The following is a 26,707-nucleotide window of genomic DNA, read 5'->3' on the forward strand; positions in this document are numbered from 1 at the left end:
CAGTTTAGAAATTCCCCCTGGAGAGAGGCGCTGGGGGCACAAACGATGGAAGGTCTTAACCCCGGCCCGGCACCACCAGCACCTTGACTTCGCCCGGCGCCGGCGGGCTGGCGATGACCTGGGGCGCTTCCTCCAGGCTGACCTGCTTCGAGATCAGCTGGTCGATCTCGATCGCGCCGGAGGCGATCAGCTGAGCCGCCCGGCCATGCGTGAACGGGTTGAGGAACGAACCCAGCACTTTCAATTCCCTGAACAGCAGATCGAACGGCTCGATCTCCACCTTCATGCCCTGCGGCACGACGCCGACGATGACGACCGTGCCGCCGGCACGAGCCATCCGCAGCGACTGCTCCACCGTGTCGCGCACGCCGGCGCATTCCAGCACCACATCGACGCCGCCGGGCGCCAGGCCGTTCGGCCCGGCGACGGCCGCGATTGGATCGCTGGCGCTTGGATCGATCGTCGCGGTCGCGCCAAGTTGTTCGGCCAGCGCTCGGCGCGAGGCCTGCCTGGTCGACAGGATGATGGTCGTCGCCCCCGCGAGCTTGGCCAACTGAACGACAAGCAGGCCGATGACGCCGCCGCCGAGCACCGCCACCGACGAACCCGGCCGGATCGCGGCAAGGTCGATGCCGTGCAGGCAGCAGGCCAGCGGTTCGCAGAAGGCGCCATGCGTTGGCTTGAGATTTGCCGGCAGCCGGAAGGCCTGCTTCTGCGGCATCAGCACATAGTCGGCAAAGCCGCCGTCGCGGTGGATGCCGATGGCGCTCAGATTGCTGCACAGATTGACGCGGCCGGCATGGCAGTGGGCGCAGCGCCCGCAGGCGATGTTGGGATCGCCGGTGACGCGGTCGCCGACGACAATGCCTGACACCGCCTCGCCGACGGCTTCGACGATGCCGGAGAATTCATGGCCGAGCGTCACCGGCGGCGTGCAGGGAAATTCGCCATGGAAAAGGTGCCGGTCGGTGCCGCAGACGCCGCAGGCCTCGATACGCACGAGAACGTCTTCCGGCCCGGGAACGGGTTTGGGGACCTCTCGCAACCCTATGCTGCCCACTGCCTCCAACTGTGTGGCTCTCATGGCGATAACCTCAATTGAATTTGGGCGGCTGCGAGAGATCGGGCGCGGGGGCCGGCTTGGCCGGCGCGTCGCCGAAGCTCGGCGGCTGTGACAGGTCGGGCGTGCCGGGTGCCGCCGGCGCGCCGCCCTTGGCCGGAGCCGCGCCATTGTCCGCCGGCGGCGTGCCGAGCGGCGACAGCGAAGGCATGTCGGGCAGCTTGAGATCGATGGTGCTGGGCTCCACCGCGGGACCTTTATAGCGCATGACCATCTGCGGGAAGGCGATGGTGAGCCCGATCATGATCACCTGGATCAGAACGAACGGCACGGCGCCCCAATAGATCTGGCCGGTGGTAACCGGCGCGACCTGCTTGCCGGTGATCCTGTCGAGGTAAGGCACGCGGGCCGCGACTGAGCGCAGGTAGAACAGCGCGAAGCCGAAGGGCGGATGCATGAAGCTCGTCTGCATGTTGACACCGAGCAGCACGCCGAACCAGATCAGGTCGATGCCGAGCTTGTCCGCCGCCGGCGCCAAGAGCGGGACGATGATGAAGGCGAGCTCGAAGAAATCGAGGAAGAAGGCGAGCACGAAGACCAGGATGTTGACGCCGATCAGGAAGCCGGTCTCGCCGCCCGGCAGCGAGGTCAGCAGATGCTCGACCCAGATATGGCCGTTGACGCCGTAGAAGGTGAGCGAGAAGACGCGCGCGCCGATCAGGATGAACAGCACGAAGGCGGAAAGCCGGGTCGTCGAGGCCAGAGCCTGATTGACGACGTCCCTCGTCAGGCGGCCCTTCATCGCCGCCATGATGAGCGCGCCGACGGCGCCCATGGCGCCGCCTTCGGTCGGCGTGGCGATGCCGAGGAAGATCGTGCCCAACACCAGGAAGATCAGCGCCAGCGGCGGGATCAGCACGATCACCACCTGCTGCGCCAACTTGGACATGAGGTTGAGTCCCAGCCGCTGGTCCGCGATGGCGACGACATAGATGACGATGACGCCGACGGCGAAGCCCAGGATATCGGCATTGTCGCCGTGGTTCGGCGCAAGGTAGCGATAGGCCGCGTAGGAAATCGCGCCCGTCACCAAAAGTGCGACCAGCAGAGATATCACGCCGTGACCGAGGGTACGGGCTTCGAGCGGCAGCGCCGGCATCGAGTTCGGCCGGACGATCGACATGATAAGGATGTAGAGCATGTAGATGCCGGTCAGCACGAGGCCAGGGATCAACGCGCCGGCATACATGTCGCCGACGGAGCGTCCCAGCTGGTCGGCGAGCACGATCAGCACCAGCGATGGCGGGATGATCTGGGCGAGCGTGCCGGAGGCCGCGATGACGCCGGAAGCCACGCGGCGGTCATAGCCGTAGCGCAGCATGATCGGCAGCGAGATCAGCCCCATGGCGATGACGGAAGCGGCGACCACGCCGGTCGTGGCGGCAAGCAGCGCGCCGACAAAGACCACCGCATAGGCAAGCCCGCCGCGGATCGGCCCGAACAGCTGGCCGATCGTGTCGAGCAGGTCCTCGGCCATGCCGGACCGTTCGAGCACGATGCCCATGAAGGTGAAGAAGGGTATCGCCAGCAGCGTGTCGTTGGACATCACCCTGGTGCCGTAGAAATTGTCCGGCAGCGCATGCAGCAGCGGCCAGGCAAGGTTGATCGACCCGCCTGAATAGGGCGAGACCAGCACGCCGATGAAGAAGAACAGCAAGCCGTTGGCGGCGAGCGAGAAGGCGACGGGGTAGCCGATCAAAAGAAAGATGACCAGCGAGGCGAACATGATCGGCGCCATGTTCTGCGCGATGAATTCGATCACGGACGGACCTCGCCCGCGATCGCCTTGGCTTCTTCGGCCAGCGCTTCGGCCTCGAGCTTGGCCTGGTCATGCGCCGACACGAAGGGGTTGGGATCGTCCATATCGCCGCGCATGATGGCGATCTTCTTGATGATCTCGGAAACTCCTTGCAGCGCGAGCAAGAAGAAACCGACCAGAAGGATGGCCTTGGCCGGCCACACGATCAGCCCGCCGGCATTGGTCGACATCTCGCCACTGCGGAAGGACAGCGACACATAGGGTACGAAATAGATCACCATCAGCACCACGAATGGCGTCAGGAAGAACAGGTGGCCGAGGAGGTCGATCCAGTGCTGCACGCGCCGCGAGAGCATGCCGTAGACAATGTCGATGCGGATATGGTCGTTCTGTTTCAGCGTGTAGGCGGCGGCCAGCATGAAGGCGGCGCCGAACAGGTACCACTGCAACTCCAGCCACGCGTTGGAGGACGTGTCGAACATCTTGCGGATGACGGCATTGCCGGCGCTCACCAGGATCGCGAGCAGGATCAGCCAGGAGACCCAGCGGCCGATGAACTCGTTGATGCGGTCGATCGTCCTGGATAGAGCGAGCAGCCCTGCCATGCATATCCTCCCTGGCCATGCGGCGCGCCCGATTCCCCCTCCGGTGTCGCGTCGCTTGGCCCAACGGTATGCAGTGCGTGGTCCGGCAGGTCAACATGACAGGCAGGACGAAACGGGCACGGCGGCGGAAACCCCGCAGGCTCACCGAACGTCATGCAACCAAAGTCTGATGGTTCAGGCGATCTTGGCCTGGTCGCGTCCGGCGCCGATCAGCACGAGCATGGCGACGAGGAAGAGATAGATCCAGGCGTCGCGCCATTCGAGCGGGAAATAGCCGGCCCAAAGCGATTCCGCCATGCCGAAAGCCGCGGCGCCAAGCGCCGCCTTGAGCGGTGACAGATAGCCCCCGACCGCCGTCACGAACAGGATCTTGAGGCCGTAGATCAGCCCGGTGCCGAAGGAGACATTGCCGTAATAGAGGCCGGCAAGCACGCCGGCCAGGGCTGCGCATAAGCCGCCGAACAGCACGGCAAGGCGGAACACAGCGCGCACATCGACACCGCACATCGCCGCCGCTTTCGGATCGTCGGAGACGGCGCGCCAGGCGCGGCCGAAGCGCGAATGCGAAAACAGCCAGGCCGCCAGCGCCACCACCGCGATCACGCCCGCGCAATCGAGCAGCTGGATGACGGTGAGCGTGACCTTGAAGCTGTCGCTCTCAGCGAAGATCACGGGGTTGGCGAGCATCGGCGGCAGCCAGAGATCGTGCGTGTCGGCGGCGATGCGGCTCGCCTCCGACAGGAAGAGCAGGATGCCGAGTGTCGTCACCACGATGGCGTTGGGCGAGCGGTCGGCGAGCCTCTCGAAAACGCTGCGCGACAACACGTGGCTGATCAGCGCCGCATAGAGTACAGCCGCGATCACGCCGAGCGCCACCGCGGCGGCCAGCGTCAGCCACAGCGCCTGGTAGCCGAAAGCGGCCGTCAGGATCATCGTCTGGCCGCAGAAGGCGAACAACGCGCCATAGGCGAGGTTGGTCCGATGCAGGATGCCGTTGGTCAGCACATAGCCGAAGGCGAGCAGCGCATAGAGCGCGCCCGAATGCAGCCCGTTCAGCACCTGCTGGAAGAAATAGAGCATGCGGCATCCCACGGGTCGCATGACGCGACCCTGCATGGACCGTTGCATTCGGAATCTAACTTGTCAAATGCGTTTTATCGGTTAGATTCCCGCGCATGACAGTCTCCTGGACCCCGCACCGTTTCACCGGTGGCATCCTTGCGCTCGATACGGCGAACACCGTCGTATTGCGCAACGATCCGGAAAAAACCTTCGACCGTTTCGACGACCCGGCCGAGATCGCCCGTTTCGCCGAGGCGGCGAGCGGCTTTCGCGCCGCCGAGCTCGGCGGGCGGCGGCTGCGGGCGCCGGAGCCGGGCGAGATAAAGCAAGCCGTCATCTCGATTCGCGAAACGACTGATCGCCTGTTTCGCCACGCCGTGTCGAACGGCGCGCTCGCGACCAGCCACCTGCCTGATTTCCTCACGGCCTGTGCAAGCGGCCTGTCCGGCAGCGAGACCGAGATCGGAACGCCTGGCCAGCCTTTCGGCGATCCGCAAACGCCGATCGCCTTCGAGGCGGCTTTGGCCGTTTCGGCCCTGTCGCTGCTGCGCGACGAAACGGTGGCGAGGCTGAGGATCTGTCCCAATTGCAGCTGGCTGTTCGTCGACCGCAGCAGCAACGCCAGCCGCCTCTGGTGCGACATGGCCGTTTGCGGCAACCGCCAGAAGGCAAACCGCTATTACCGCCGCCGTACAGCGGCGAGGGAGGTCAGCAATGCTTAGGAAATTGTCGCGTTCGGCTCTGGTCGGCGCCGCCTTGATCGCGGCATTCGCGCTCGGCGCCTGCCGCGACACCGGCAACGACCAGCTCTTTGCCATCTCCGGCAAGCTGTTCGAGTTCAATTACCGGCTGGCCATCGCCACCTATGTCATCACGCTGAAGCCGCTGCGCCCGATGGTCGACGGCCAGGTCGCGGTGGTGAGCTTCCAGAACCCGGCCGGCGGCGACCCGCTCGTCGTCAATCAGAAGATCTGGCCGAAGCTGCCCCACATCACGCTCACCAGTCCACCGCTCTCCTGCGTGGTCAAGGACAAGCCCTACAGCGTCTCGATCCGCATCGAGGATGCGAGCGGCACGTTGCTGCAGAGCATCGACACCACCATGACCTCGTCGGAGGACCAGACCATGCTGCCGGACCGACCGCTGGTGATCGGGCCGAACTACGAGCTGAATTCCGATCTGGCCGGCCATCCCGACGGCAGGCTGCTGGGCGAGCCGAAGCCGGATTGCTCGAAAGCGACCTGAAACGCCGGCGCCCGCGCGAAATTTTTATTCCTCAGGAATCGGTTAGCATGATCTTGTATACGCCGCCGGCCACTCGCCAGACCGTTTGTTGCGTGTTATCTGGCTCCTGCGATTTTGTTTGACCTCTCCCGCAAGGGAAGAAAGACTGCGGCGTCCCACTCCGACGTTGGCTGCCTGATTTGAGGCGCCTCCGCAGAGGAAATGCCTGATGACGCTGCACGACGTCGCGCTCGACGACAAGTTCGACCTTGGCAAGGAGAGCGTCTTCCTGTCCGGCGCGCAGGCGGTCGTGCGCATGCTTCTGATGCAGCGCGAGCGTGACCGCCGCGCCGGCCTCAACACGGCAGGCTTCGTCTCCGGCTACCGCGGCTCGCCGCTTGGCGGCCTCGACATGCAGCTGTGGCGGGCCAAGAAGCAGCTCGCGCAAGCCGACATCGTCTTCCAGCCCGGCCTCAACGAGGAGCTCGCCGCCACCGCCTGCTGGGGCTCGCAGCAGACAGAATTGCTGGGCGAGGGCACGCATGACGGCGTCTTTTCGGTCTGGTACGGCAAGGGGCCGGGCGTCGACCGTTCCGGCGACGTCTTCCGCCACGCCAATCTAGCCGGCTCGTCGAAGCATGGCGGCGTGCTCGCCCTGATGGGCGACGACCATATGGCCGAATCCTCGACCAACGCGCATGCCACCGAATTCCTGTTCGTCGACACCATGGTGCCGATCCTCAATCCGGCCGGCGTCCAGGAGATCATCGACTACGGCCTCTACGGCTTTGCCATGTCGCGCTTTGCCGGCACCTGGGCGGCGATCAAATGCGTCAAGGACAATATCGAATCGACGGCCTCGGTCGACGCCTCGATCGAGCGTTTGGGCATCGTCATTCCCGAATTCGACATGCCGCCGGGCGGGCTGAACATCCGCCACGAGATCGACATGCTCGGCCAGGAAGAGCGGCTGCATGAATACAAGCGCGCCGCCGCTTCCGCCTTCATCCAGGCCAACAGTCTCAACCGCATCGTCTATTCCGGCGGCCGCAATCCCAAGCTCGGCATCATCACCATCGGCAAGAGCTATCTCGATGTCCGCCAGGCGCTGGAGGATATCGGCATCGACGAAAAGGCCGCCAACCGCATCGGCATCCGCCTGTTCAAGGTCGGCTGCCCGTGGCCGCTCGATTTCCAGCATATCGCCGAGTTCGCCCGCGGCCTCGACACCATCGTCGTCGTCGAGGAAAAGCGCTCGCTGATCGAGGTGCAGCTGCGCGAGAACCTCTACGGCACCGCCACGCAGCCGATGATCGTCGGCAAGAAGGACGAGCGCGGCGATTGGCTGTTTCCGGCCAAGGGCGCGCTCGACCCGAACGAGATCGCCATCGCGCTCGGCGAGCGGATCCTGCGCACCATCGGCCCGTCGGAAGAAATCGCCGCGCGGGTGGCGAAGCTGCGCCAGTTCCAGGCGATGCTCGCCGACACCGTCGATATCGGTTCGCGCACGCCCTTCTTCTGCTCGGGCTGCCCGCACAATTCCTCGACCAAGGTGCCGGACGGCTCGATCGCCGCCGCCGGCATCGGCTGCCATTTCATGGCGCTGTGGATGGACAGGAACACCGTCGGCTTCACCGCCATGGGCGGCGAAGGCGCGCAATGGGTCGGCCAGGCGCCGTTCTCGAAGCGCGGCCACATCTTCCAGAACCTCGGCGACGGCACCTACAACCATTCCGGCGTGCTGGCGATCCGCTTCGCGCTGTCCTCCGGCGCCAACATCACCTACAAGATCCTCTACAACGATGCGGTGGCGATGACCGGCGGCCAGCCGCATGAGGGTGGCCTGACCGTCGACATGATCGCGAGACAAGTGCGAGCCGAGGGCGTCGACCGCATCGCCGTCGTCACCGACGAGCCGGACAAATATGCCGGCAAGGCCGATTTCCCGGCCGGCATCAGCATCCATCATCGTGACGACCTCGATCTCGTCCAGCGCGAATTGCGCGACGTGCAGGGCGTTTCGGTGCTCATCTACGACCAGACCTGTGCCGCCGAAAAGCGCCGGCGCCGCAAGCGCGGCACCTTTCCCGATCCGGACAAGCGCGTCTTCATCAACGAACTGGTCTGCGAAGGCTGCGGCGATTGCGGCGTGCAGTCGAACTGCGTCTCCATCCAGCCGGTCGAGACCGAATTCGGCCGCAAGCGCCGGATCGACCAGTCGAGCTGCAACAAGGATTTTTCCTGCCTCAACGGTTTCTGCCCGTCCTTCGTCACCGTGCATGGCGGCAAGATCAGGAAGGCCGAAGGTATTGCCGGCAGGGCCGATCCTCTCGACGGCGTGCCGGCGCCGGCCGAGTTCCGCATGGGCAACCAGGGCTGGGCGGCGATCATCGACGGGGTGGGCGGCACCGGCGTCGTCACCGTCGGCGCGGTGCTTGGCATGGCCGCGCATCTGGAAGGCAAGGGCTGCGGCATGATCGACATGGCGGGCCTCGCCCAGAAGGGCGGCTCGGTCTTCACCCATGTCCGCATCGCCCCGACGCCCGAGGACATCCACGCCATTCGCGTCTCAGCCGGCAAGGCCGACCTCGTGCTCGGCTGCGACCTCGTCGTCTCCGGCGCCAAGAAGGTGCTGGGCGCGGTGCGCGAGGGCCACACCATCTTCCTCGCCAATACTGCCGAGATCATGCCTGGCGAATTCACCCGTTCCGCCGACTTCTCGCTGCCGGTCGAGCGGCTGAAGAAGGCGATCCGGGCGGCTGCCGGCGACGACAAAGCCCACTTCTTCGACGCCACCCGCACGGCGACGGCCTTGTTCGGCAATTCGCTCGGCGCCAACATGTTCATGCTCGGCTTCGCCTTCCAGCATGGCGGCCTGCCGCTTTCGGCGGAAGCAGTTGAAAAGGCGATAGAATTGAACGGCGAAGCGGTGGCGATGAATATCGCCGCCTTCCGCTGGGGCCGCCGCGCCGCGCACCAGCCCGATTTCGTGCGTGGCTTGGTCAGCCAGACGGGCAAGCCGGCGTCCCGACCGGCCGAGACGCTGGACGATGTGATCGCCCGCCGCGTCGCCTTCCTTACCGCCTATCAGAACGCCGCCTATGCCAGGCGCTACGCTGACCGCGTGGCGACGTTGCGCGCCGCCGAAGCCAAGGCCGTGCCCGGCTCGTCCGTGGTGACCGAGGCCGTCGCCAGGAACCTCTTCAAGCTGATGGCGATCAAGGACGAGTACGAGGTGGCGCGGCTCTACACCGACGGCACTTTCGCCGCCGACCTCGCCAAGCAGTTCCAGAGCTACGACAAGCTCGAGTTCCATCTCGCGCCGCCGATCCTCGGGCGGCGCGGCAATGACGGCAAGCCCCGGAAATCGAGCTTCGGCCCATGGATGATGAAGGGTTTCCGGCTGCTGGCGGCGATGAAGGGCCTGCGTGGAACCGCCTTCGACCTTTTCGGCTACACGGCCGAGCGGCGCATCGAGCGGCAGTCGCTGAGGCAGTACGAGGCCGATCTTGACCTGATCGCCGGCGCGCTGGCGCCGGGCAGGATGGAAGCCGCGACGGCTCTGGCCTCCGTGCCGGCGCTCATCCGCGGCTACGGCCACGTCCGGCAGGCCAGCGCCGAGAAGGCGGCGGGCGAGCGCTCGCGACTGATCGTGCGTCTGGCCCAGGCTCCGGCGGAGCCGGCGCTTCGGGCAGCGGAATGATCGCGCCGGCGCGTTGACGCCGCGCCAAACCCCCTGAATTTTCCAATCTGTCCCGTGTGTCGCAACCCTGTGCAACCGGGGTGAAGCGCCGTTCTAAGCCTTTCTTAAGGCAGGTGTGGCATGACAAGGCGTAGTGTTGGGCCAACGGCATGGGTAGAACAAAGACCGAGAACATCCCGGCGGATGTTTATATCCAGTTTGTGCGGTCGTTGTTCGACAACGCGCACATGCTGGTGATCGGTGGCGTTTGCTACTGGATCCTCGGATTCATGATCTATTGGCGGACGCACAATCCGCTGTTTCTGGCCTTTTCTTTCGGCCTGCTCTCCATCAGCCTTTTCCGTTACTTCGGCATTCGCACCTTCCTGAAGGCAGGCGGCACCATAGCCAATGTCGAAGAGGCCAGGCGGTGGGAGCGCATCTATATCCTCAAGGGCAGCCTGCAGGGCCTGGGCCTGGGTTCGCTGTGCTTCATATCGATCTACGTTTACCCCGATCCCTTCGCCGAGCTGGCCGCGACGTCGCTGACGATCGCGACCCTGGTCACGGTTGTCGGCCGCAACTACGGCTCTCCGCAGATGGTACGGATTTTCTCCGTGACCTTCATCGGTCCGGCCGCGCTCGGACTTCTGCTACGCATGGATTTCCCGTCGGTCCTGCTCGGCCTGATGATCATCCCGCTGACTTTCATAACCATCAACAGCGCCGACCATGTCCGCAACGTGCTCTTCTCCGCCGTCATCGGCCACAAGCAGGCCAGGAACCTGACGCGCCGGTTCGATCGCGCGCTCAACACCATGTCGCACGGCCTGGTCATGCTGGGGCCGGACGGGCGCGTCGCGGTGGCCAATGCCGAAGCCGCCCGCCTGATGTCGCTGAAATCGGGCGATGCCTTGCTCGGGCGCTCGATCCACGGTCTTTTGATGCGCGGCGTCGCCGGTGGCATGCTGGCGCCGAAAGACTGCCGCTACATCGAGGCGCAGCTGACACGCGCCTTGCGCGAAGGCCGCGACCGCAAGGTGCTCGTTTCGCTGGCCAACGGCCAGCACTACGAATTCTCCGCCCGCGAAGGCAGCCAGGAACTGGGCGTCATCACCTTCGAGGATGTGACGGCCCGCGTCGAGGCGGAGGAAAAGATCCGCTTCATGGCGCGCTACGACAATTTGACCGGGCTGCCGAACCGCGCCTATTTCCACGAACTGGTCGGCGAGGCGATGGCCTCTGGCGACCAGGACCGGCTGTGCGGCCTCGCGGTGCTCGATCTCGACGACTTCAAGAGCGTCAACGACACGCTCGGCCATCCGGTCGGCGACGGGCTGATCTATGCCGTGGCCGAGCGCCTCGCGGCGATTGCCGGACCGGGCATCACCGTCAGCCGCTTCGGCGGCGACGAGTTCATGATCTTCTTCGACCGTGTCGAGGACGAGAGCCATCTCAGCACCCTGCTTGACCAGATTTTCGCGGACCTGCAGGGCGAGGTGGACGTTGCCGGCCACGGCTTGCGCATCCAGACCAGCGGCGGCGCGGTGCTTTCCAGGGTCAAGGACACCGACGCGGACGCCATGATCGTCAAGGCGGACCTTGCCCTCTACAAGGCCAAGGAACTCGGCAAGAACAGCTGGCGGCTGTTCGAGGCGGCCATGGATGCCGCCTTCCGCAATCGCCAGTTGATGAAGGCCGACCTGCGCAATGCCGTGCAGGCCAGGGAATTGCGCGTCGTCTACCAGCCGATCGTGGCTGTCAGCACCATGCGCATCGCCAGTTGCGAGGCGCTCTGCCGCTGGGACCATCCCGACCTCGGCCCGATCTCGCCCAGCGTCTTCATCCCGCTCGCCGAGGAGATGGGCATCGTTTCCGACATCAGCACTTTCGTGCTGGAGGCCGCGTGCGCCGAATGCGCCAAATGGCCGGCCCAGACCAGCGTGTCGGTCAACCTGTCGGCCAAGGATTTCCGCAGTCGCGACATCGTCCAGAAGGTCAGGGACGCCTTGGCCAAGTCGGGACTGGCGGCGCACCGGCTCGAAATCGAGGTCACCGAGACCGCGTTGCTCGACGACAAGTCGCTGACGCGCGAGTCGATCGAGGAACTGAAGGCGCTCGGCGTGCGCATCGCGCTTGACGACTTCGGCACCGGCTACTCCAGCCTGAGCTATCTCCACAAGCTGCCGCTCGACAAGATCAAGATCGACCGCTCGTTCCTGGTCGATGTGAACCAGAACCGGCAGTCGCTCGATCTGCTGAAGGGCATCGTCAGCCTCTCCCGGACGTTGGGTCTTTCGGTCACTATCGAAGGGGTTGAGACCTTCGAACAGCTGAAGACGCTGGTTCATTTGGTCAAGCCGGACTTCGTGCAGGGCTTTCTCTTCGGCGCCGCGCTCAGCGCGTCGGGCATCGAGACGATGTCGAGCGTCACATGGCCGTTTGCCGCGGATCTTCACATCGCCGGCAAAAGAACAGCCAGCTAAGAAGCAAATCCAGGAAAAGTGCGAAGCGGTTTTCCGTCCGGAATTGGTCAAACAAGAGCAAATCCAGGAAAAGTGCGAACCGGTTTTCCGTCCGGAATTGCGTCAAACAAGAGAAAATCCAGGAAAAGTGCGAAGTGGTTTCCCGTCCGGAACTGCGCTGAAATAGAGAGCAATCGCAGAAAAAATGGAATCCGGATTTCCGTCTGGAGCGGATATGCGCCCCGTGAAACGATAGCCGTTTCGGCGCAGTATAATTCTGTGATGCACTGACGCTTTCAAGCTCTGGATACGGATTGATCTTGATGACCCGCCGTCAGGCCGGATCAGACAATCGCTGGCTGCGGTATTTGTTTTTTCGCGTGTAAGATCGATGAAAACGATCGCAGCTATTAAGGTTAACAGACGGTAAATCAGCAATCTCGAATTTTCAGCTTGTGTCTCATTTCAACTCGAATAGCTTGTCCACAGGCGGAATTCGAGGACGGACAATAATGGAAGCTGCGGCTAAGGGTGCGTCGGCTGGCGCCAGCTCAAAAGCTGATTCCCTGCTCAACCGAACGATGATGCAGCTCCTGGAGCATGTCGAATATCGCCTCATCACCGGGGGCGAGGATCTGGAAGCGATCTACCGGCTTCGATATCAGTCCTACCTCAAATCAGGCATGTGCGGTCCGATCGCCAGCGGGATGTTCGAGGATCGTTGGGATAATCTTCCCAACTCCTACCGCTTCGGCGTCTATTGTTACGGCGAATTGGTCAGCACATTGCGCTTTCACTATATTTCCAGTGAACAGCCATACTCACCTTCGGTGGACGCCTATCCGGAAGTGTTGCTCCCGCGGCTCGCCCGGGGGGAAACCTTCATCGACGGCACCCGCTTCGCAACCGATCCCGATGCCGCGCCGGCGCCCGGCGTTCTGCCTTTCCTGACGCTCAGGATCGCCATGGTGGCCTCCAATTATTTTGGCCAGGACTCGGTGCTGACCCCGGTCAAGGTCGAGCATTCTCATTTCTATGCCCGGTTCTTCAATGCCGTGCAGAAGAGCGAAGCCAAGCAGTTCCCGGGCGTTCTTGCTCCGATCGCGCTGTTCGAGATCCCTGCCGGCGAGAATATGCGCCGCACGCTCGAGCGGTTCCCGTTCTACAATTCGACGCCGATGGAGCAGCGGCTGATGTTCGGCAATCCGGCCATCAACCGGCTGACGCCCCTCTCCATTCTGCCGACGGCGAAATACTATCGCGCCGCTGCCTGAACGCAGGCCATGAACCTTTCGCCGGCTGCGCCGTTATCAAGGTCGCACCACGGTCTGCCAGGCGATCGCGCCTGTCACAGGAAAGGATCCCCGCATGACCATCCACTCGCTCGCGCTGACGCCGCTGATCTCGCTGATCGCCGGCGTGCTGATCCTGGTGATGCCTCGGCTCCTCAACTACATCGTCGCGCTTTACCTGATCGTTGTCGGTCTGCTCGGCCTTTTTCCCCACCTCGCCAGCTGAAATCCCGCGCCGGCCGCGTGGACACAGCCGCGGCATTCAATTTCAACTTTCGTTTGAGGCTGTTGTCGCCGGCTGTGCGGCAATAGCGCCATTGCTCTTGGTTCGGCTTTTCGCTATGTGCCTCAAAGGCATTTTCGAAGGGGTACTTCCATGGCTGATCACACGCCGACCGGTCCTGTCGAGCTGGGCGCGCAAATGGACTATGCCGAGCACGACCGTACCTATAAGGGCTTCCTCGGTCTTGCCAAATACGGCTCGCTGTTCTGTGCCGCCATCCTTATCGCAATGGCCTTCGGCTTCTTCGTCGGCGGCTTCTTCTCGGCGACCGTCCTGTTCATCCTGATCATGGCCGCCGGCACTCTCATTCTGCGGTAGACTTCCCAAGCCCATTGCCCTCGACGTCGCCGGACGTCCGGCCGACGCCTTGCGCAATCAAGGTTCCAGCCGAAAGGATCATCCGGTGGGACAAATAGTATTCATCCCTCGTGAGGTTGACCCGAACGAGCCGCGCGTCGCGGCCTCGCCGGAGACGGTCAAGCGCCTGGCGGGTCTCGGCTTCGACGTGATCGTCGAGAAGGGCGCCGGCCTTGGCTCCCGCATCCCCGACCAGGATTTCACTGCTGCCGGCGGTGCGATCGGAACGGCGGCCGACGCCAAGAAGGCCGATGTCGTGCTGAAAGTGCGCCGGCCGACGGATGCGGAGCTCAAGGGCTACAAGTCGGGCGCCGCCGTGATCGCCATCATGGATCCCTACGGCAACGATGCCGCGGTGGCCGCGATGGCCAAGGCCGGCATCACCGCCTTTTCCATGGAGTTCATGCCGCGCATCACCCGTGCGCAATCGATGGACGTGCTGTCCTCGCAGGCCAACCTCGCCGGCTACCAGGCGGTGATCGATGCCGCCGCCGAATATGACCGCGCGCTGCCGATGATGATGACGGCGGCCGGCACCGTGCCGGCGGCAAAGACCTTCATCATGGGGGTCGGCGTCGCCGGCCTGCAGGCCATCGCCACCGCGCGCCGCCTCGGCGCCGTCGTCACCGCCACCGACGTGCGCCCGGCGGTGAAGGAGCAGGTGCAGTCGCTCGGCGCAAAATTTCTGGCGGTCGAGGACGAGGAGTTCAAGGCGGCCGAGACGGCCGGCGGCTACGCCAAGGAAATGTCGAAGGAATACCAGGCCAAGCAGGCGGCGCTCACCGCCGAGCACATCGCCAAGCAGGACATCGTCATCACCACCGCGCTGATACCGGGCCGTCCGGCGCCGAAGCTGGTCTCGGCCGCCATGGTTGCCTCGATGAAGCCGGGCTCGGTGATCGTCGACCTCGCCGTCGAGCGCGGCGGCAATGTCGAGGGCGCGGTGCCGGGCAAGGTCGTGATGACCGAGAATGGCGTCAAGATCGTCGGCCACCTCAACGTGCCGGGCCGTGTCGCCGCATCCGCCTCGCTGCTCTACGCCAAGAACCTCTACGCCTTCCTCGAGACGATGGTCGACAAGACGACCAAGCAGCTTGCCATCAAGCGCGACGATGAGCTGGTCAAGGCGACCATGCTGACCGACGGCGGCAAGGTGGTGCATCCTGCCTTCGCCAAGGCGGCGGAAGAGCCGCGCACCGAGCCGGCGGCCATTCCGGCGACGAGCATGGTCGCCGACGTCAGACCGGCGCCGAAGAAGAAGTCCGCAGCCAAGCCTAAGGGGACCGCGTGATGGACGCCTTGCAGAAAGCCCTCGACCAACTCGATCAGGCGACTGCCGCCGTTCGCCTTGCGGTGCAGGATCTTGCCAACGCGCCCGCAGGCGAGGCTGCCGGTAACGCCGCGCACGCGCTGTCCGGTGGCGCCGTCGATCCCTTCGTCTTCCAACTCGCCATCTTCGTGCTGGCGATCTTCGTCGGCTATTATGTCGTCTGGTCGGTGACGCCGGCGCTGCACACACCGCTGATGGCCGTCACCAACGCCATTTCATCGGTCATTGTCGTCGGCGCGCTGCTCGCCGTCGGCATCTCGGCCTCCGGGCTCGCCGCCGGCTTCGGTTTCGTCGCCCTGGTGCTGGTCTCGGTCAACATCTTCGGCGGCTTCCTGGTCACCCAGCGCATGCTCGCCATGTACAAGAAGAAGGAAAAGTGACGTGACCGTCAATCTGGCTTCCTTCCTCTATCTCGTCTCCGGCATCCTGTTCATCCTGGCGCTGCGCGGGCTGTCGCATCCCACCACCAGCCGGCGAGGCAATCTCTTCGGCATGACCGGTATGGCGATCGCTATCGCCACCACGCTGGCATTGGCTTTGCCTTTGGCTCCCTCGGTCGGCCGTTTCGGCTGGATCGTGCTCGGGCTGGCCATCGGTGGCGGCATCGGCGCGGTCACCGCGCGCCGCATCGCCATGACCTCGATGCCGCAGCTGGTCGCCGCCTTCCACTCGCTCGTCGGCTTCGCCGCCGTGATGGTGGCGGCTGCCGCCATGTACGCGCCGGAGAGCTTCGGCATCGGCACGGCGGGCGACATCCATGCGCAGGCGCTGGTCGAAATGAGCCTGGGCGTAGCCATCGGCGCCATCACCTTCACCGGCTCGGTCATCGCCTTCCTCAAGCTCGACGGCCGCATGTCCGGCAAGCCGATCATGATCGGCGGCCGACATCTCATCAACATCGCGCTCGGCATTGCGTTGGTGGTGCTGATCGTGCTGTTGGTCACCACGGAATCGAAGCTCGTCTTCTGGCTGATCGTCGCCGCCTCGCTGGTGCTCGGCGTGCTCTTGATCATCCCGATCGGCGGCGCCGACATGCCGGTCGTGGTGTCGATGCTGAATTCCTACTCGGGCTGGGCGGCTGCCGCGCTTGGTTTCACCCTCGGCAATCTGGCGCTGATCATCACCGGCGCGCTGGTCGGCTCGTCCGGCGCGATCCTGTCCTACATCATGTGCAAGGGCATGAACCGCTCCTTCATCTCGGTCATCCTCGGCGGCTTCGGCGGCGAGACGGCCGCGGTTGCCGACGACGGCATCGAGCGCACCGTCAAGCAGGGCTCGGCCGATGACGCCGCCTATCTGATGATGAACGCGCAGAAGGTCATCATCGTGCCCGGCTACGGCATGGCGGTCGCCCAGGCGCAGCACGCGCTGCGCGAAATGGCCGACAAGCTCAAGGCCGCCGGCGTCGAGGTGAAATACGCCATCCATCCGGTCGCCGGCCGCATGCCCGGCCACATGAACGTGCTCTTGGCCGAGGCCAACGTGCCTTACGACGAGGTGTTCGAGCTGGAGGACATCAACTCCGAGTTCGCGCAGGCCGACGTCGCCTATGTCATCGGCGCCAACGACGTCACCAACCCGTCCGCGCGCGACGACAAGTCCTCGCCGATCTACGGCATGCCGATCCTCGACGTCGACAAGGCCCGCACCTGCCTGTTCGTCAAGCGCTCGCTCGGCTCCGGCTACGCCGGCATCGACAACACGCTGTTCTACAAGGACGGCACCATGATGCTATTGGGCGACGCCAAGAAGATGACCGAGGAAATCGTCAAGGCGTTTGATCACTGAGGCGACTGTGGCCGACTGACCGAAACAGAAAAGCCCGGCAGCGACAGGCCGTGGTTTTTCGTTGATCGGATGGCCTCGGTGCCGATGCGTCACGAGCAGCCCACGGCGCAGACACTCAGGTCTACTCCGTGGCGAATGCTCAAGGCGCAGCCGAAACCTGGCCGCTCTCCAATCAGTGTTCGCGGCGAAGGCGGCGGTCTGTCGCCACCTGCGCCAGCATTTCTGTCGGGTCGCGGTCGACCGGCAAGGCAAAGGCGTTCTCGAGATCGCAGCTGGTAAGGCCGATATCGCGACGCTCGCATTCGCTCATGGCGGCCAGACATGCGAGCTGGCTGCGCGCCTTCCAGAACCGTGGCAGCCACAACAGCGTCCATTTCACCGCCTCGTACATCCGGAAAAGCGAGACGAGAGCGTGCCGCCGGTAGCCGGTTTCGGCACCAATCGAATGATCGGTCGTTGTCATGGCGTTTGTCTCCGTGCTCGACATGGTTGCCTCCTGTTGCGATCGCCGGCATTCGGCGCGGCCTTGGCCTGCGCACCGGTTGCAGCGATCTTGCCCACGCGTTGCGGCTTGGGTTTCTTGCCACCTTCATCGTTGAGTGCGAGATTGCGCCGTTTCGAGATACTTGTCCGGAAAGCGGCCTGAAAGAGTACTGACGAAGCTCTGAAAATTCTGAGGATCAGACAGTCGCGATGAACGTCGAGCCACAGCCGATCTACAGCTTCGCCGGCTTCAGCCTCGACACGCGCGCCGGAGTGTTGCGCGACGGTTCAGGCGAGATCGCGCTGCGACCGAAATCGCTCGATCTGCTGATTTTTCTTATCCGCAACGCCGGCCGGCTGGTGCCGAAGGACGAGCTTCTGCATGCGGTGTGGAGCGACGTGATCGTCACCGAAGATTCGCTCACCCAATGCATCAGCGACATCCGCCGCGCGCTAGGCGACAAAGCGCAGACGCTGATCCGCACCATGCCGCGCCGCGGCTACATGTTCCCCGGCGAAGTGCTGGAGGGACCGCCAGCCGTCGATGCGCGTCCGTCGCCTCAGCTCCCCGACAAGCCGTCGCTCGTCGTGCTTCCATTCGAGAACCTGTCATCGGACCCCGAGCAATCCTACTTCGCCGACGGCACGGTAGAGGAGATCACGGCGGCGCTAGCGCGCATTCGCGGCCTGTTCGTCATCTCGCGCAACTCGGCCTTTGCTTACCGAGGCCAGGCGCTTGATCTGCCGCGCATCGGCCGCGAGCTCGGCGTCCGCTACGTGCTGGAAGGAAGCGTGCGCCGGCATCTCGACCAGATCCGCATCTCGGCGCGGCTGGTCGAGGCAGAGACCGGCAGTCTAATCTGGGCGGAAGGTTTCAAAGGTGACATCGCGGATGCGTTCGCGCTGCAGGACAATGTGACGGCGGGTGTCGCAGGCGCGATTCTGCCGTCAATCCAGATGGCGGAAATCGAGCGTGCGCGCCGCAAGCGGCCGGGCGACCTGCAAACCTACGATCTGGTGATGCGCAGTCTGCCGCATGTCTGGGCGCTCGGCCGCCAGGACAATGCGATCGCCATCGAGACGCTTGAGAAGGCTTTGCTGGGCGATCCCGATTATCCGCTGGCTCTGTCCCTGCTGTCCTGGTGTCATGCGCAGCGCAAGATCTACAGTTGGTCGACCTCGCCAGAGGCCGACCGGCGCCGTGCGCTGTGGCTGGCGGAGCGATCTGCCGAACTCAACGGTGACGATCCATTTTCCCTGGCCGTGCTCGGCGCTGCCCACACCGTGTCGGGCAATTTCGTCACCGCAGGCGCGCTGCTTGAAAAGGCGTGTTCGATCGATCCCAATTCGGCCTTCGCCTGGAACAGGAGCGGGTGGGTTGCAGCCTACAGAGACGAGGTCGAGCGGGCGGCGGAATGCTTCGAGCGGTCGCTGCGACTGGGGCCGTTCGATCCCATGGTTTATACCTGTCACTTGGGCCTGGCTGTCGTGCATTTCAGCGCCAGGCGGCCCGGTCAGGCGGCGGACCTGTATCTGCGTATCCTGGCGGAGCATCCGAATGCCTTGTGGATACTGCGTACGCTGATGCCGGCCCTTGTCGAAGCGGGACGCCTCGACGAAGCCCGGCAGCAAATGGTGCGTTGTCAGCGCGAATATCCGGAGCTCACCTTGCGGGCGGTTCGCGACTCGATGCCCTTTAGAGCTGAAATTCTCGACCGACACGAAAACGCGCTGAGAAGCCTTGGAATGCCGGAATAGAGGACCACTTGCCGGATCGGTGGCCGGAACAGACAGCCGGAAGGAGGCCATGAGGCTATTTCATCGCCTGGAGCCCCTGGCTAGAATCGCCGCATCGGCAACGGTGCGACCAATTTCACGAGCTATATCGTCGGAGTGGATCGTGGTCAGGCGGCGCTGCTGAACGCCGCTTTGGCAAGCTTCTTTAGAGCATCGCTACGGTCTCAAATATCCAGATTGGCCACCGACAGCGCATTATCCTGGATGAATTCGCGCCGCGGCTCCACCTCGTCGCCCATCAGCCGCGAGAACAGCGAGTCGGCGTCGGTCGCGTCATTGACCTTGACCTGCAGCAGCGAGCGCACGTTCGGATCGAGCGTCGTTTCCCAGAGCTGCTCGGCGTTCATCTCGCCAAGGCCCTTGTAGCGCTGCATGGTCAGGCCCCTGCGGCCGGTGGCGAACACTGCGTTGAGCAGCGCCAGCGGTCCCGAAAGCAGTTCGGAGCTTTCCTTGCGGCGCAAGGTCGGCTGCTCGCCATAGACTTCCGCGAGGCGCGAGGCATAGCGGTCGAGCTGGCGCGCATCGGCCGAAGCGATCAGCCCGGCATCGAGCTGTGCCACGTCCTTCACGCCGCGCACGGTGCGCTCGAACACATAGCCGCCGGAGCCGTCATTGGAGGCCGACAGGCGCCCGGTCCAGCCGCGCTCGGTCTCTTCGGCGATCATATCGAGCCGCCCGGCGACGCGCTCGGCCATCGCATTGGCGCGGCCGAGATCGGCAAGCACATCGGCGTTGAGCGCGCCGGCGATCGCCGCCTGCTCGACGACGCTGCGGTTGTAGCGCGTGTGCAGCCCGTTGATCAGCTGGCGCACGGCAATTGCGTCGTCGATGGCGCTGCGCAGATCCTGGCCTGTCCGCACCTCGCCGGAGGCGAGCGTCAGCGAAGCCTCGTCCAGCCCGGACTCGATCAGGTATTCCTCATAGGCGTTTTCGTCCTTGAGGTATTGCGAGCTCTTGCCCCGGGTCACTTTGTAGAGCGGCGGCTGGGCGATGTAGAGATGGCCGCGCTCGATCAGCTCCGGCATCTGCCGGAAGAAGAAGGTGAGCAGCAGCGTGCGGATGTGGGCGCCGTCGACGTCGGCGTCGGTCATCAGGATGATCTTGTGGTAGCGCAGCTTGTCGGCGTTGAACTCGTCCTTGCCGATCGAGGTGCCGAGCGCGGTGATCAGCGTGCCGATCATGTCGGAGGAGAGCATGCGGTCGAAGCGCGCGCGCTCGACATTCAGGATCTTGCCGCGCAGCGGCAGGATCGCCTGGTTCTGGCGCGAGCGCCCGCCCTTGGCCGAGCCGCCGGCCGAGTCACCCTCGACGATGAAGATTTCGGACTTGGCCGGGTCGCGCTCCTGGCAGTCGGCGAGCTTGCCGGGCAGCGAGGTGACGCCGAGCGAGCTCTTGCGCGTGATGTCGCGCGCCTTGCGCGCGGCCTCGCGCGCCGCGGCCGCCTGGATCACTTTCTCGACCACGACCTTGCCTTCGGCGGGATGTTCTTCCAGCCAGGTGCCGAGCGCCTCGTTGACCAGGCTTTCCACCACCGGGCGAACCTCGGACGAGACCAGCTTGTCCTTGGTCTGCGAGGAGAATTTCGGGTCCGGCACCTTGACCGAGAGGACCGCGGTCAGACCTTCGCGGCAATCGTCGCCGGTCAGCGATACCTTTTCCTTCTTGGTCTGGCCGGACGATTCGCCGTAGCCGGTGACCTGCCTGGTCAGCGCCGCGCGAAAGCCCGCCAGATGCGTGCCGCCGTCGCGCTGCGGGATGTTGTTGGTGAAGGCCAGCACATTCTCGTGGTAGCTGTCGTTCCACCACATCGCGACTTCGACAGTAATGCCGTCGCGCTCGGCGCGGATGGCGATCGGCGTCTCGATCAGCGGCTTCTTCACCCGGTCGAGATATTTGACGAACTCCTCCAGGCCGCCGTCGTAATGCAGCTCATGGCGCACGATGTCGGCATGGCGGGCGTCGGTCAGCACGATGCGCACGCCGGAATTGAGGAAGGCAAGCTCGCGCAGTCGATGCTCCAGCGTGCTGTAGTCGAACTCGACCATGGTGAAGGTCTCGGCCGACGGGAAGAACGTGATTTCGCTGCCGCTGCGGCCCTCATAGGTGCCCGGGCGCTTGTCCTGCTCGTAGCTTCCGGTCACCTTCAGCGGCGCGTCGGCATTGCCGTGCGTGAAGCTCATCTCGAAGATCTCGCCGTTGCGGCGGACCTTGATCTTCAGCCATGCCGAAAGCGCATTGACCACCGAGACGCCGACGCCGTGCAGACCGCCCGAGACCTTGTAGGAGTTCTGGTCGAATTTGCCGCCGGCATGCAGCTGCGTCATGATCACTTCGGCTGCCGAAACGCCCTCTGAGGGGTGGATATCGGTGGGAATGCCGCGGCCATTGTCGATCACGGTGACGGAACCGTCGGGGTTGAGCGTCACTGAGACGAGGTCGGCGTGGCCGGCCAGCGCCTCGTCGATGGCGTTGTCCACCACCTCATAGACCATGTGATGCAGGCCCGAGCCGTCATCGGTGTCGCCGATATACATGCCCGGCCGCTTGCGCACGGCATCCAACCCCTTCAAAACCTTGATGGAATCGGCGCCGTACTCGGCTTCCGCGCCATTGGCGCTTTCGGTCTGGTCGCTCATGAAAACCTGTCTGATTGATGCCGCTGGTACAGCGCGGAAAAATGGCCCCGAATCGCGCCGTTTTGATGTCCTAGATATAGGCGCAAACGGTTGCTTTTCCAAGGTTTGCGGCCATTTTGCCGGCTTGGCGAGCGACCCCGTCACGTCCGCGCGAGATGCTGGCGAGCGCATTGGGACGTCCGACAGTGAAAGCCGTGCCGAAGCGCGGCCTCGCAAGTGTCTTCGCGGGGAGCCTCGCGCCTATCCGGCGGCACGCAACGTCTTCAGCGCCTCGCCCCATCGGGACAGTTCGTCCAGCATCGTCCTGGCGCCTCCCTGCACCTGTTCGCTCGGTTGAAATGCACGGTTCTGGTCGAGCAGCGTCGCATAAGCGGGCAGTGCCACGCCCTCCGGGATCGGCATGACGCCGACGGAGGTGAGCAACGGCTTCAAGGCCTGCGCCGCGCGCAGGCCGCCTGACACGCCGCCATAGCTGAAGATCGCCGCCGGCTTGTAGCGCCATTCATAGACCAGGTAGTCGATGGCGTTCACGATCGCGGGCGCTACGAAGTAGTTATACTCCGGCGCGACGAACACGAAGGCATCGGCGGCATCGATCGCCTTCGACCAGGCCTTGGTGTGGTCGTTCTCGTATTTGCGCAGGCGCGGATGGTGCGGCTCGTCCAGCATCGGCAAGTTGAACGCCGCGATGTCGGTCAGCACCGGCTCGAACTTGCCGTGCTCGCGGGCGAAGCCCTCCAGCCATTCGCCGAAGATTGGGCCGGCGCGTCCCGGCCGCGTGCTGCCGATGATGATGTCCAGGCGTTGCTTCACTTGGGGCTCCTTGCTTGACGGTATCCGTTGGTGACTAAAGCAAGCCTCCACCCACAACAAGCAGGCATCGGCGGACGTCGTTCACATTCCGGCGAGGCGCCGGGCCGCTCGGTCACATGGACGTCCGCTTCATCGGACACTACATTCGGCGCTGTCAGCGGAGCACGCTTCATGGACACCAAGCCCGCCCCCTTCGTGCCGCCGGCGCCGACGCCGCGCACAAAGCCGCCTTCGACGCTGGAGATGATGCGTATCATCTACCGCAACCCGCTCGAATTATGGGGCGAGCACACCTACAACGAGCCGTGGATTTCGGTCACCGGCGTCGGTGGACCGCTGGTGGTCGCCAACGATCCGGGCCTCATCCGCCACGTGCTGGTCGACAACGCCAGGAACTACAAGATGGCGACCGTGCGCCAGCTGGTGCTGCGGCCGATCTTGCGCGACGGACTGCTGACCGCCGAGGGCGAGGTCTGGAAGCGCTCGCGCAAGGCGATGGCGCCGGTGTTCACGCCGCGCCACATCTTCGGCTTCGCCGAGCCGATGCTGAGACGCACGCTGGAGTTCGCCACCCGCTACGAGGCCGGCGGCACGACCGATGTCGCCCATGACATGACGCTGCTCACCTATGACATTCTGGCCGAGACGCTGTTTTCCGGCGAGATCGCCGGCGAGCCCGGCAGCTTCGCCAAGGAGATCGATCGCCTGTTCGAGACGATGGGCCGCGTCGATCCGCTCGACCTGTTGCGCGCGCCGGAATGGCTGCCGCGTCTCACCCGCATCCGCGGCCGCAAGACCATGGCCTATTTCCGCAACATCGTCGCCGGCACGGTGAGGATGCGCGAAGAGCGGATGAAGCGCGATCCCGACGGCGTGCCGCAGGATTTCCTCACGCTTCTGCTGCGCGCCGAGGGGCCGGACGGACTGACGCGCGCCGAAGTCGAGGACAACATCATCACCTTCATCGGCGCCGGCCACGAGACGACCGCGCGGGCGCTGGGCTGGACGATCTATTGCCTCGCCGGGGCGCCCTGGGAACGCGACAAGGTCGAGCGGGAGATCGACGCCGTGCTGGCGCGCGAGCCCGATCCGACGAAATGGCTGGATGCCATGCCGCTTACCCGCGCCGCTTTCGAGGAGGCGCTGAGGCTCTACCCGCCGGCGCCCTCGATCAACCGCGAGCCGATCGAGCCGGAGACCTGGAACGGGTTGTACATTCCGCAATACGCCGCTGTGCTGGTGATGCCGTGGGTCGTGCATCGCCACCGCAAGCTCTGGGACAGGCCGAACGCCTTCCTGCCGGAGCGCTTCCATCCGGAAAACCGCGACAGGATCGACCGGTTCCAGTACCTGCCGTTCGGCGCCGGGCCGCGCGTCTGCATCGGCGCCAGCTTCGCCATGCAGGAGGCGATCATCGCCCTGGCGATCCTGCTGTCGCGCTTCCGGTTCGACGTGACTCCTGAGACCCGGCCATGGCCGGTGCAGAAGCTCACCACGCAACCGCAGGGCGGCCTGCCGATGCAGGTTTCCCGCCGCATCTAGGGTTTCGACTATCGGTCGGCGATCGGCCGGCGCTGCTGAAACTGGCCGGCCGCGCGGAAGCGCCAGAGATAGCTGGGCAGGATGGTGGCGATCGCCTGCGGCTGGATGCCGAGGCCGGTCAGCGTCCTGGCGGCCTTGGCGGCTTCGTCCGAAACGACGTTGTGCTCGCGCAACTGCATGACCTGGTCCTTGGTCAAGAGCGGATTGGGCAGCAGCTGCAGGATCGAGGCCTGGATGTTCGCCACCCAGAACGGCACCGGCACCAGGAGGCGGCGGCGTTCGACGACCATCAGCAGCTCTTCCATGCATTGCTTGAAGGTCAGCACCTGCGGCCCGCCGAGCTCGTAGATCCGGCCGCCCTCGATCTTGCCGTCGACCGAACGCGCCACCGCTTCGGCGACGTCGCCGACATAGACCGGCTGGAACTTGGTTTGCCCGCCGCCGATCAGCGGCAGCACGGGCGAATAACGCGCCATGTTGGCGAAGCGGTTGAAGAAACCGTCCTCCGGCCCGAAATTGATCGACGGCCGCAAGATGACGGCATCGCCGATCGTGTCGAACACGGCTTTCTCGCCGAGCGCCTTGGTGCGGGCATAGTCGGACGGCGACTTGAGATCGGCGCCGAGTGCCGAGATGTGAGTGAGGCCGGCGCCGACCGAGCGCGCGGCCTCGGCGACGGCGCGCGCCCCGAAATCGTGCACGGCGCCGAATTTCTGGCGGCCGGTCTCATGCAGGATGGCGACGAGGTTGACGACATGGTCGGCGCCCTGCACGGCGCGGTCTACCGACCAGCGCACGCGCACATTGGCCTGCACCGGCTGGATCTGGCCGACATTGCCGAGCGGCTGCACATGGCCGGCAAGGTCGGGCCGCCGGCAGGCGACCCGGATGCGGTAGCCGCGCTTGGCCAGCGCCCGCACGACATGGCGACCGACGAAGCCCGAGCCGCCGAAGACGACGACGAGCTTGGGGGTCTGCAGGATTTCGGTCATGACTGGCTCCGCGCGAGTGCTTGGCTGAAGCCGTTTCTTAATCCGTTTCTCGCCAAAGGCAAAGAGCGACCGGAGGTCGCCATTGCGTTGTTTTCGGACTTGCCCAGAATGCCCCTCCTGCTGCGTTCGAAGAAAACAGAAAACCCCGCCGTATGAACTGACCCCCGAAAGTTGGACACAACCTTCGGGGGTCAGTTCAGTAGCGGGGTTTTCCGGGCAGCGTCCGCGCCGAAACAGGGTCCAGCGAGGCGGCCTGACCTGAGACGGTATCAAGGCGGCGTGAAGCAAGCACGCCCACCCCGCCCTGAACGCCCGGCGCGGCGCCGCCAACCGCGAGCCAGACGAAGCCAACCGGGCGGCTCGCGGCGTGGGGTGCCGGAGATTGGTCGTTGCAGGGCGAGAAAAGGTTCACTCGCGGAGAGGAAAATCAGGCCGAGTAACGCTCGGCGAATTCGGAAATGCGCTGCACGACCGCCCTGGACGTGGTGATGCCGCGCGCCTTTGCCTTCTCGGCGGCCTCGGCGCGGGAGCGGCCGGGGATATGCACGCCATAGCGCCGCCGCAGCCGGTCGAACTGGTCCTTCATGCGCTGCTCGAATTCCGGGTCGAGCAGCTTGGGTTCGATGGCGAGAACGAAAAGGCCGGTGCCGGGGCTGTCCGGCCCGCCGGTGAACCAGGGCGCGTCGAGCGACCAGTTGGCGCCCGAAATGCCGGCCGCCAGCACCTCGACCATCAAGGCGATGTTGGCGCCGCGCTGGCCGCCGAAGGCAAGCATGGCGCCCTTCATCGCCGCCGCCGGATCGGTGGTCGGGTTGCCGCTGGCATCCAGCGCCCAGCCTTCGGGGATCGTCTTGCCGTCCTCGGCCGCCTTGCGGATGTTGACGAAGGCGGTCGCGCTCGACGACTGGTCGATCACCAGCGGCGGCCCGTCGGCGGCGGGCGATGCAAAGGACATCGGATTGGTGCAATAGACCGGCTTGACCGAACCTGAACCGGCAAGCACCGCCGGCCCGTTGGTGGCGGCGAAGGACACCAGCCCCTGCTCGGCGAGCCGCCCGGTGAAATAGCCGAGCGCGCCGCATGTATAGGCATTCTTTTGCGAGAAGATCGAGACGCCGAACAGTTTTGCTGCCTTGACCAGATCGTCGATCGTGCGGTCGAAGCCGGTGTGGGCAAGTCCGCCGCGCGCATCCGAAAGATAGACGGCGAGCGCCGGTCGGGTGATCGCCGGATCGGCGTTGCCGTCGATGCGGCCGGCTTCGAGCGCTTCCAGATAATCGATGAAATGCGACAGCCCCACCGCCGACAGGCCTTCGGCCTCCGCGGCGATGATCGAGGCGGTGAGCGACTGCGCCGCTTCTTCGTTGGCGCCGGCGCCGAGCGCCGCCATCCGGCATAGGCCCGTTGCCTGGTCGAGAGTGAGTTGCATCAGGGCTGCTCCTGAGTGAGTAGGAAAGTAGGGAGTAGTCAGTAGGGG

Annotated in this window: 20 protein-coding genes and 1 pseudogene; 12 read left to right on the forward strand and 9 right to left on the reverse strand. The window is 64.6% G+C overall.

Features of this window, described 5'->3' with window-relative positions:
- Positions 1–55: 55 nt before the first annotated feature.
- From FJW07_RS00495 to FJW07_RS00510, 4 genes are all read right to left on the reverse strand, one after another.
- The gene (locus FJW07_RS00495; protein WP_140853745.1) at positions 56–1,084 is read right to left on the reverse strand and encodes a zinc-dependent alcohol dehydrogenase family protein; all 1,029 of its coding nucleotides are present in this window, start codon (positions 1,082–1,084) and stop codon (positions 56–58) included.
- A 10-nt stretch (positions 1,085–1,094) separates the two neighbouring features.
- Positions 1,095–2,879, reverse strand: coding sequence for a TRAP transporter large permease subunit (locus FJW07_RS00500; protein ID WP_140854407.1), 1,785 nt, complete (start codon positions 2,877–2,879; stop codon positions 1,095–1,097).
- Entirely contained in the window at positions 2,879–3,484 is a 606-nt protein-coding gene (locus FJW07_RS00505; protein ID WP_140853747.1) for a TRAP transporter small permease subunit, read from the reverse strand. Before FJW07_RS00505 ends, FJW07_RS00500 begins: the two co-directional genes overlap by 1 nt.
- 174 nt (positions 3,485–3,658) lie before the next feature.
- Positions 3,659–4,564, reverse strand: a complete 906-nt coding sequence (locus tag FJW07_RS00510) for a branched-chain amino acid ABC transporter permease (protein ID WP_140853749.1) — start codon at positions 4,562–4,564, stop codon at positions 3,659–3,661.
- 95 nt (positions 4,565–4,659) lie between these two features.
- On the opposite strand from FJW07_RS00510, the gene FJW07_RS00515 reads away from it, so the two are divergent.
- The 10 genes and pseudogenes from FJW07_RS00515 to FJW07_RS00565 all read left to right on the forward strand — a co-directional run bounded on the left by FJW07_RS00515 (position 4,660) and on the right by FJW07_RS00565 (position 16,967).
- Positions 4,660–5,268 carry a CGNR zinc finger domain-containing protein gene (locus FJW07_RS00515; protein ID WP_140853751.1) on the forward strand — a complete coding sequence of 203 codons (609 nt, stop codon included), beginning with the start codon at positions 4,660–4,662 and terminating at the stop codon, positions 5,266–5,268.
- Positions 5,261–5,791, forward strand: coding sequence for a hypothetical protein (locus tag FJW07_RS00520; protein ID WP_140853753.1), 531 nt, complete (start codon positions 5,261–5,263; stop codon positions 5,789–5,791). Before FJW07_RS00515 ends, FJW07_RS00520 begins: the two co-directional genes overlap by 8 nt.
- A 196-nt stretch (positions 5,792–5,987) precedes the next feature.
- Positions 5,988–9,473: pseudogene (locus tag FJW07_RS00525) on the forward strand (indolepyruvate ferredoxin oxidoreductase family protein); the annotation flags it as partial.
- 149 nt (positions 9,474–9,622) lie between these two features.
- The gene (locus FJW07_RS00530) at positions 9,623–11,938 is read left to right on the forward strand and encodes an EAL domain-containing protein (protein WP_140650634.1); all 2,316 of its coding nucleotides are present in this window, start codon (positions 9,623–9,625) and stop codon (positions 11,936–11,938) included.
- A gap of 560 nt (positions 11,939–12,498) precedes the next feature.
- On the forward strand, positions 12,499–13,191 hold the full coding sequence (locus FJW07_RS00540) for a hypothetical protein (RefSeq protein ID WP_226892035.1): 693 nt from the start codon (positions 12,499–12,501) through the stop codon (positions 13,189–13,191).
- A gap of 94 nt (positions 13,192–13,285) precedes the next feature.
- Positions 13,286–13,435 carry a DUF3096 domain-containing protein gene (locus FJW07_RS00545; RefSeq protein ID WP_127866594.1) on the forward strand — a complete coding sequence of 50 codons (150 nt, stop codon included), beginning with the start codon at positions 13,286–13,288 and terminating at the stop codon, positions 13,433–13,435.
- A gap of 150 nt (positions 13,436–13,585) precedes the next feature.
- Entirely contained in the window at positions 13,586–13,810 is a 225-nt protein-coding gene (locus tag FJW07_RS00550) for an aa3-type cytochrome c oxidase subunit IV (protein WP_140853759.1), read from the forward strand.
- 85 nt (positions 13,811–13,895) lie between these two features.
- Positions 13,896–15,140, forward strand: a complete 1,245-nt coding sequence (locus tag FJW07_RS00555; protein ID WP_140853761.1) for a Re/Si-specific NAD(P)(+) transhydrogenase subunit alpha — start codon at positions 13,896–13,898, stop codon at positions 15,138–15,140.
- Entirely contained in the window at positions 15,140–15,559 is a 420-nt protein-coding gene (locus tag FJW07_RS00560; RefSeq protein WP_140644722.1) for an NAD(P) transhydrogenase subunit alpha, read from the forward strand. The genes FJW07_RS00555 and FJW07_RS00560 overlap by 1 nt, the downstream gene beginning before the upstream one ends.
- A 1-nt stretch (position 15,560) precedes the next feature.
- Entirely contained in the window at positions 15,561–16,967 is a 1,407-nt protein-coding gene (locus FJW07_RS00565; RefSeq protein ID WP_140853763.1) for an NAD(P)(+) transhydrogenase (Re/Si-specific) subunit beta, read from the forward strand.
- A gap of 172 nt (positions 16,968–17,139) precedes the next feature.
- On the opposite strand, the gene FJW07_RS00570 is transcribed toward FJW07_RS00565, so the two are convergent.
- A complete protein-coding gene (locus tag FJW07_RS00570) occupies positions 17,140–17,430 on the reverse strand; it encodes a hypothetical protein (RefSeq protein ID WP_140853765.1) in 291 nt (96 codons plus the stop codon).
- A 230-nt stretch (positions 17,431–17,660) separates the two neighbouring features.
- Here FJW07_RS00570 and FJW07_RS00575 point away from each other — a divergent pair, with 230 nt between their 5' ends.
- On the forward strand, positions 17,661–19,208 hold the full coding sequence (locus FJW07_RS00575; protein WP_140853767.1) for a winged helix-turn-helix domain-containing tetratricopeptide repeat protein: 1,548 nt from the start codon (positions 17,661–17,663) through the stop codon (positions 19,206–19,208).
- Between the two features lie 203 nt (positions 19,209–19,411).
- Here FJW07_RS00575 and gyrB read toward each other — a convergent pair whose 3' ends face one another.
- Complete coding sequence (gene gyrB, locus FJW07_RS00580) at positions 19,412–21,883, reverse strand: DNA topoisomerase (ATP-hydrolyzing) subunit B (RefSeq protein ID WP_140853769.1); 2,472 nt, start codon at positions 21,881–21,883, stop codon at positions 19,412–19,414.
- Positions 21,884–22,123: 240 nt separating this feature from the next.
- On the reverse strand, positions 22,124–22,696 hold the full coding sequence (locus FJW07_RS00585; protein ID WP_140853771.1) for an NADPH-dependent FMN reductase: 573 nt from the start codon (positions 22,694–22,696) through the stop codon (positions 22,124–22,126).
- 171 nt (positions 22,697–22,867) lie between these two features.
- On the opposite strand from FJW07_RS00585, the gene FJW07_RS00590 reads away from it, so the two are divergent.
- The gene (locus FJW07_RS00590) at positions 22,868–24,238 is read left to right on the forward strand and encodes a cytochrome P450 (protein WP_140853773.1); all 1,371 of its coding nucleotides are present in this window, start codon (positions 22,868–22,870) and stop codon (positions 24,236–24,238) included.
- Positions 24,239–24,246: 8 nt separating this feature from the next.
- Here FJW07_RS00590 and FJW07_RS00595 read toward each other — a convergent pair whose 3' ends face one another.
- Together FJW07_RS00595 and FJW07_RS00600 are read right to left on the reverse strand one after the other, a co-directional pair.
- The gene (locus FJW07_RS00595) at positions 24,247–25,230 is read right to left on the reverse strand and encodes a complex I NDUFA9 subunit family protein (protein WP_140853775.1); all 984 of its coding nucleotides are present in this window, start codon (positions 25,228–25,230) and stop codon (positions 24,247–24,249) included.
- A 427-nt stretch (positions 25,231–25,657) separates the two neighbouring features.
- On the reverse strand, positions 25,658–26,659 hold the full coding sequence (locus FJW07_RS00600; RefSeq protein ID WP_181182527.1) for an Ldh family oxidoreductase: 1,002 nt from the start codon (positions 26,657–26,659) through the stop codon (positions 25,658–25,660).
- Positions 26,660–26,707: the final 48 nt, after the last annotated feature.

The sequence above is a fragment of the Mesorhizobium sp. B3-1-9 genome, from assembly GCF_006439595.1.
Taxonomy (GTDB): Bacteria; Pseudomonadota; Alphaproteobacteria; order Rhizobiales; family Rhizobiaceae; genus Mesorhizobium.

Coding starts and splice junctions, on each gene's coding strand:
- FJW07_RS00515 (WP_140853751.1), top strand. CDS start 4,660: ATGACAGTCTCCTGGACCCCGCACCGTTTCACCGGTGGCATCCTTGCG.
- FJW07_RS00560 (WP_140644722.1), top strand. CDS start 15,140: ATGGACGCCTTGCAGAAAGCCCTCGACCAACTCGATCAGGCGACTGCC.
- FJW07_RS00505 (WP_140853747.1), bottom strand. CDS start 3,484: ATGGCAGGGCTGCTCGCTCTATCCAGGACGATCGACCGCATCAACGAG.
- FJW07_RS00595 (WP_140853775.1), bottom strand. CDS start 25,230: ATGACCGAAATCCTGCAGACCCCCAAGCTCGTCGTCGTCTTCGGCGGC.
- FJW07_RS00545 (WP_127866594.1), top strand. CDS start 13,286: ATGACCATCCACTCGCTCGCGCTGACGCCGCTGATCTCGCTGATCGCC.
- FJW07_RS00550 (WP_140853759.1), top strand. CDS start 13,586: ATGGCTGATCACACGCCGACCGGTCCTGTCGAGCTGGGCGCGCAAATG.
- FJW07_RS00495 (WP_140853745.1), bottom strand. CDS start 1,084: ATGAGAGCCACACAGTTGGAGGCAGTGGGCAGCATAGGGTTGCGAGAG.
- FJW07_RS00590 (WP_140853773.1), top strand. CDS start 22,868: ATGGACACCAAGCCCGCCCCCTTCGTGCCGCCGGCGCCGACGCCGCGC.
- FJW07_RS00530 (WP_140650634.1), top strand. CDS start 9,623: ATGGGTAGAACAAAGACCGAGAACATCCCGGCGGATGTTTATATCCAG.
- FJW07_RS00570 (WP_140853765.1), bottom strand. CDS start 17,430: ATGACAACGACCGATCATTCGATTGGTGCCGAAACCGGCTACCGGCGG.
- FJW07_RS00575 (WP_140853767.1), top strand. CDS start 17,661: ATGAACGTCGAGCCACAGCCGATCTACAGCTTCGCCGGCTTCAGCCTC.
- FJW07_RS00520 (WP_140853753.1), top strand. CDS start 5,261: ATGCTTAGGAAATTGTCGCGTTCGGCTCTGGTCGGCGCCGCCTTGATC.
- FJW07_RS00510 (WP_140853749.1), bottom strand. CDS start 4,564: ATGCTCTATTTCTTCCAGCAGGTGCTGAACGGGCTGCATTCGGGCGCG.
- FJW07_RS00540 (WP_226892035.1), top strand. CDS start 12,499: ATGATGCAGCTCCTGGAGCATGTCGAATATCGCCTCATCACCGGGGGC.
- gyrB (WP_140853769.1), bottom strand. CDS start 21,883: ATGAGCGACCAGACCGAAAGCGCCAATGGCGCGGAAGCCGAGTACGGC.
- FJW07_RS00600 (WP_181182527.1), bottom strand. CDS start 26,659: ATGCAACTCACTCTCGACCAGGCAACGGGCCTATGCCGGATGGCGGCG.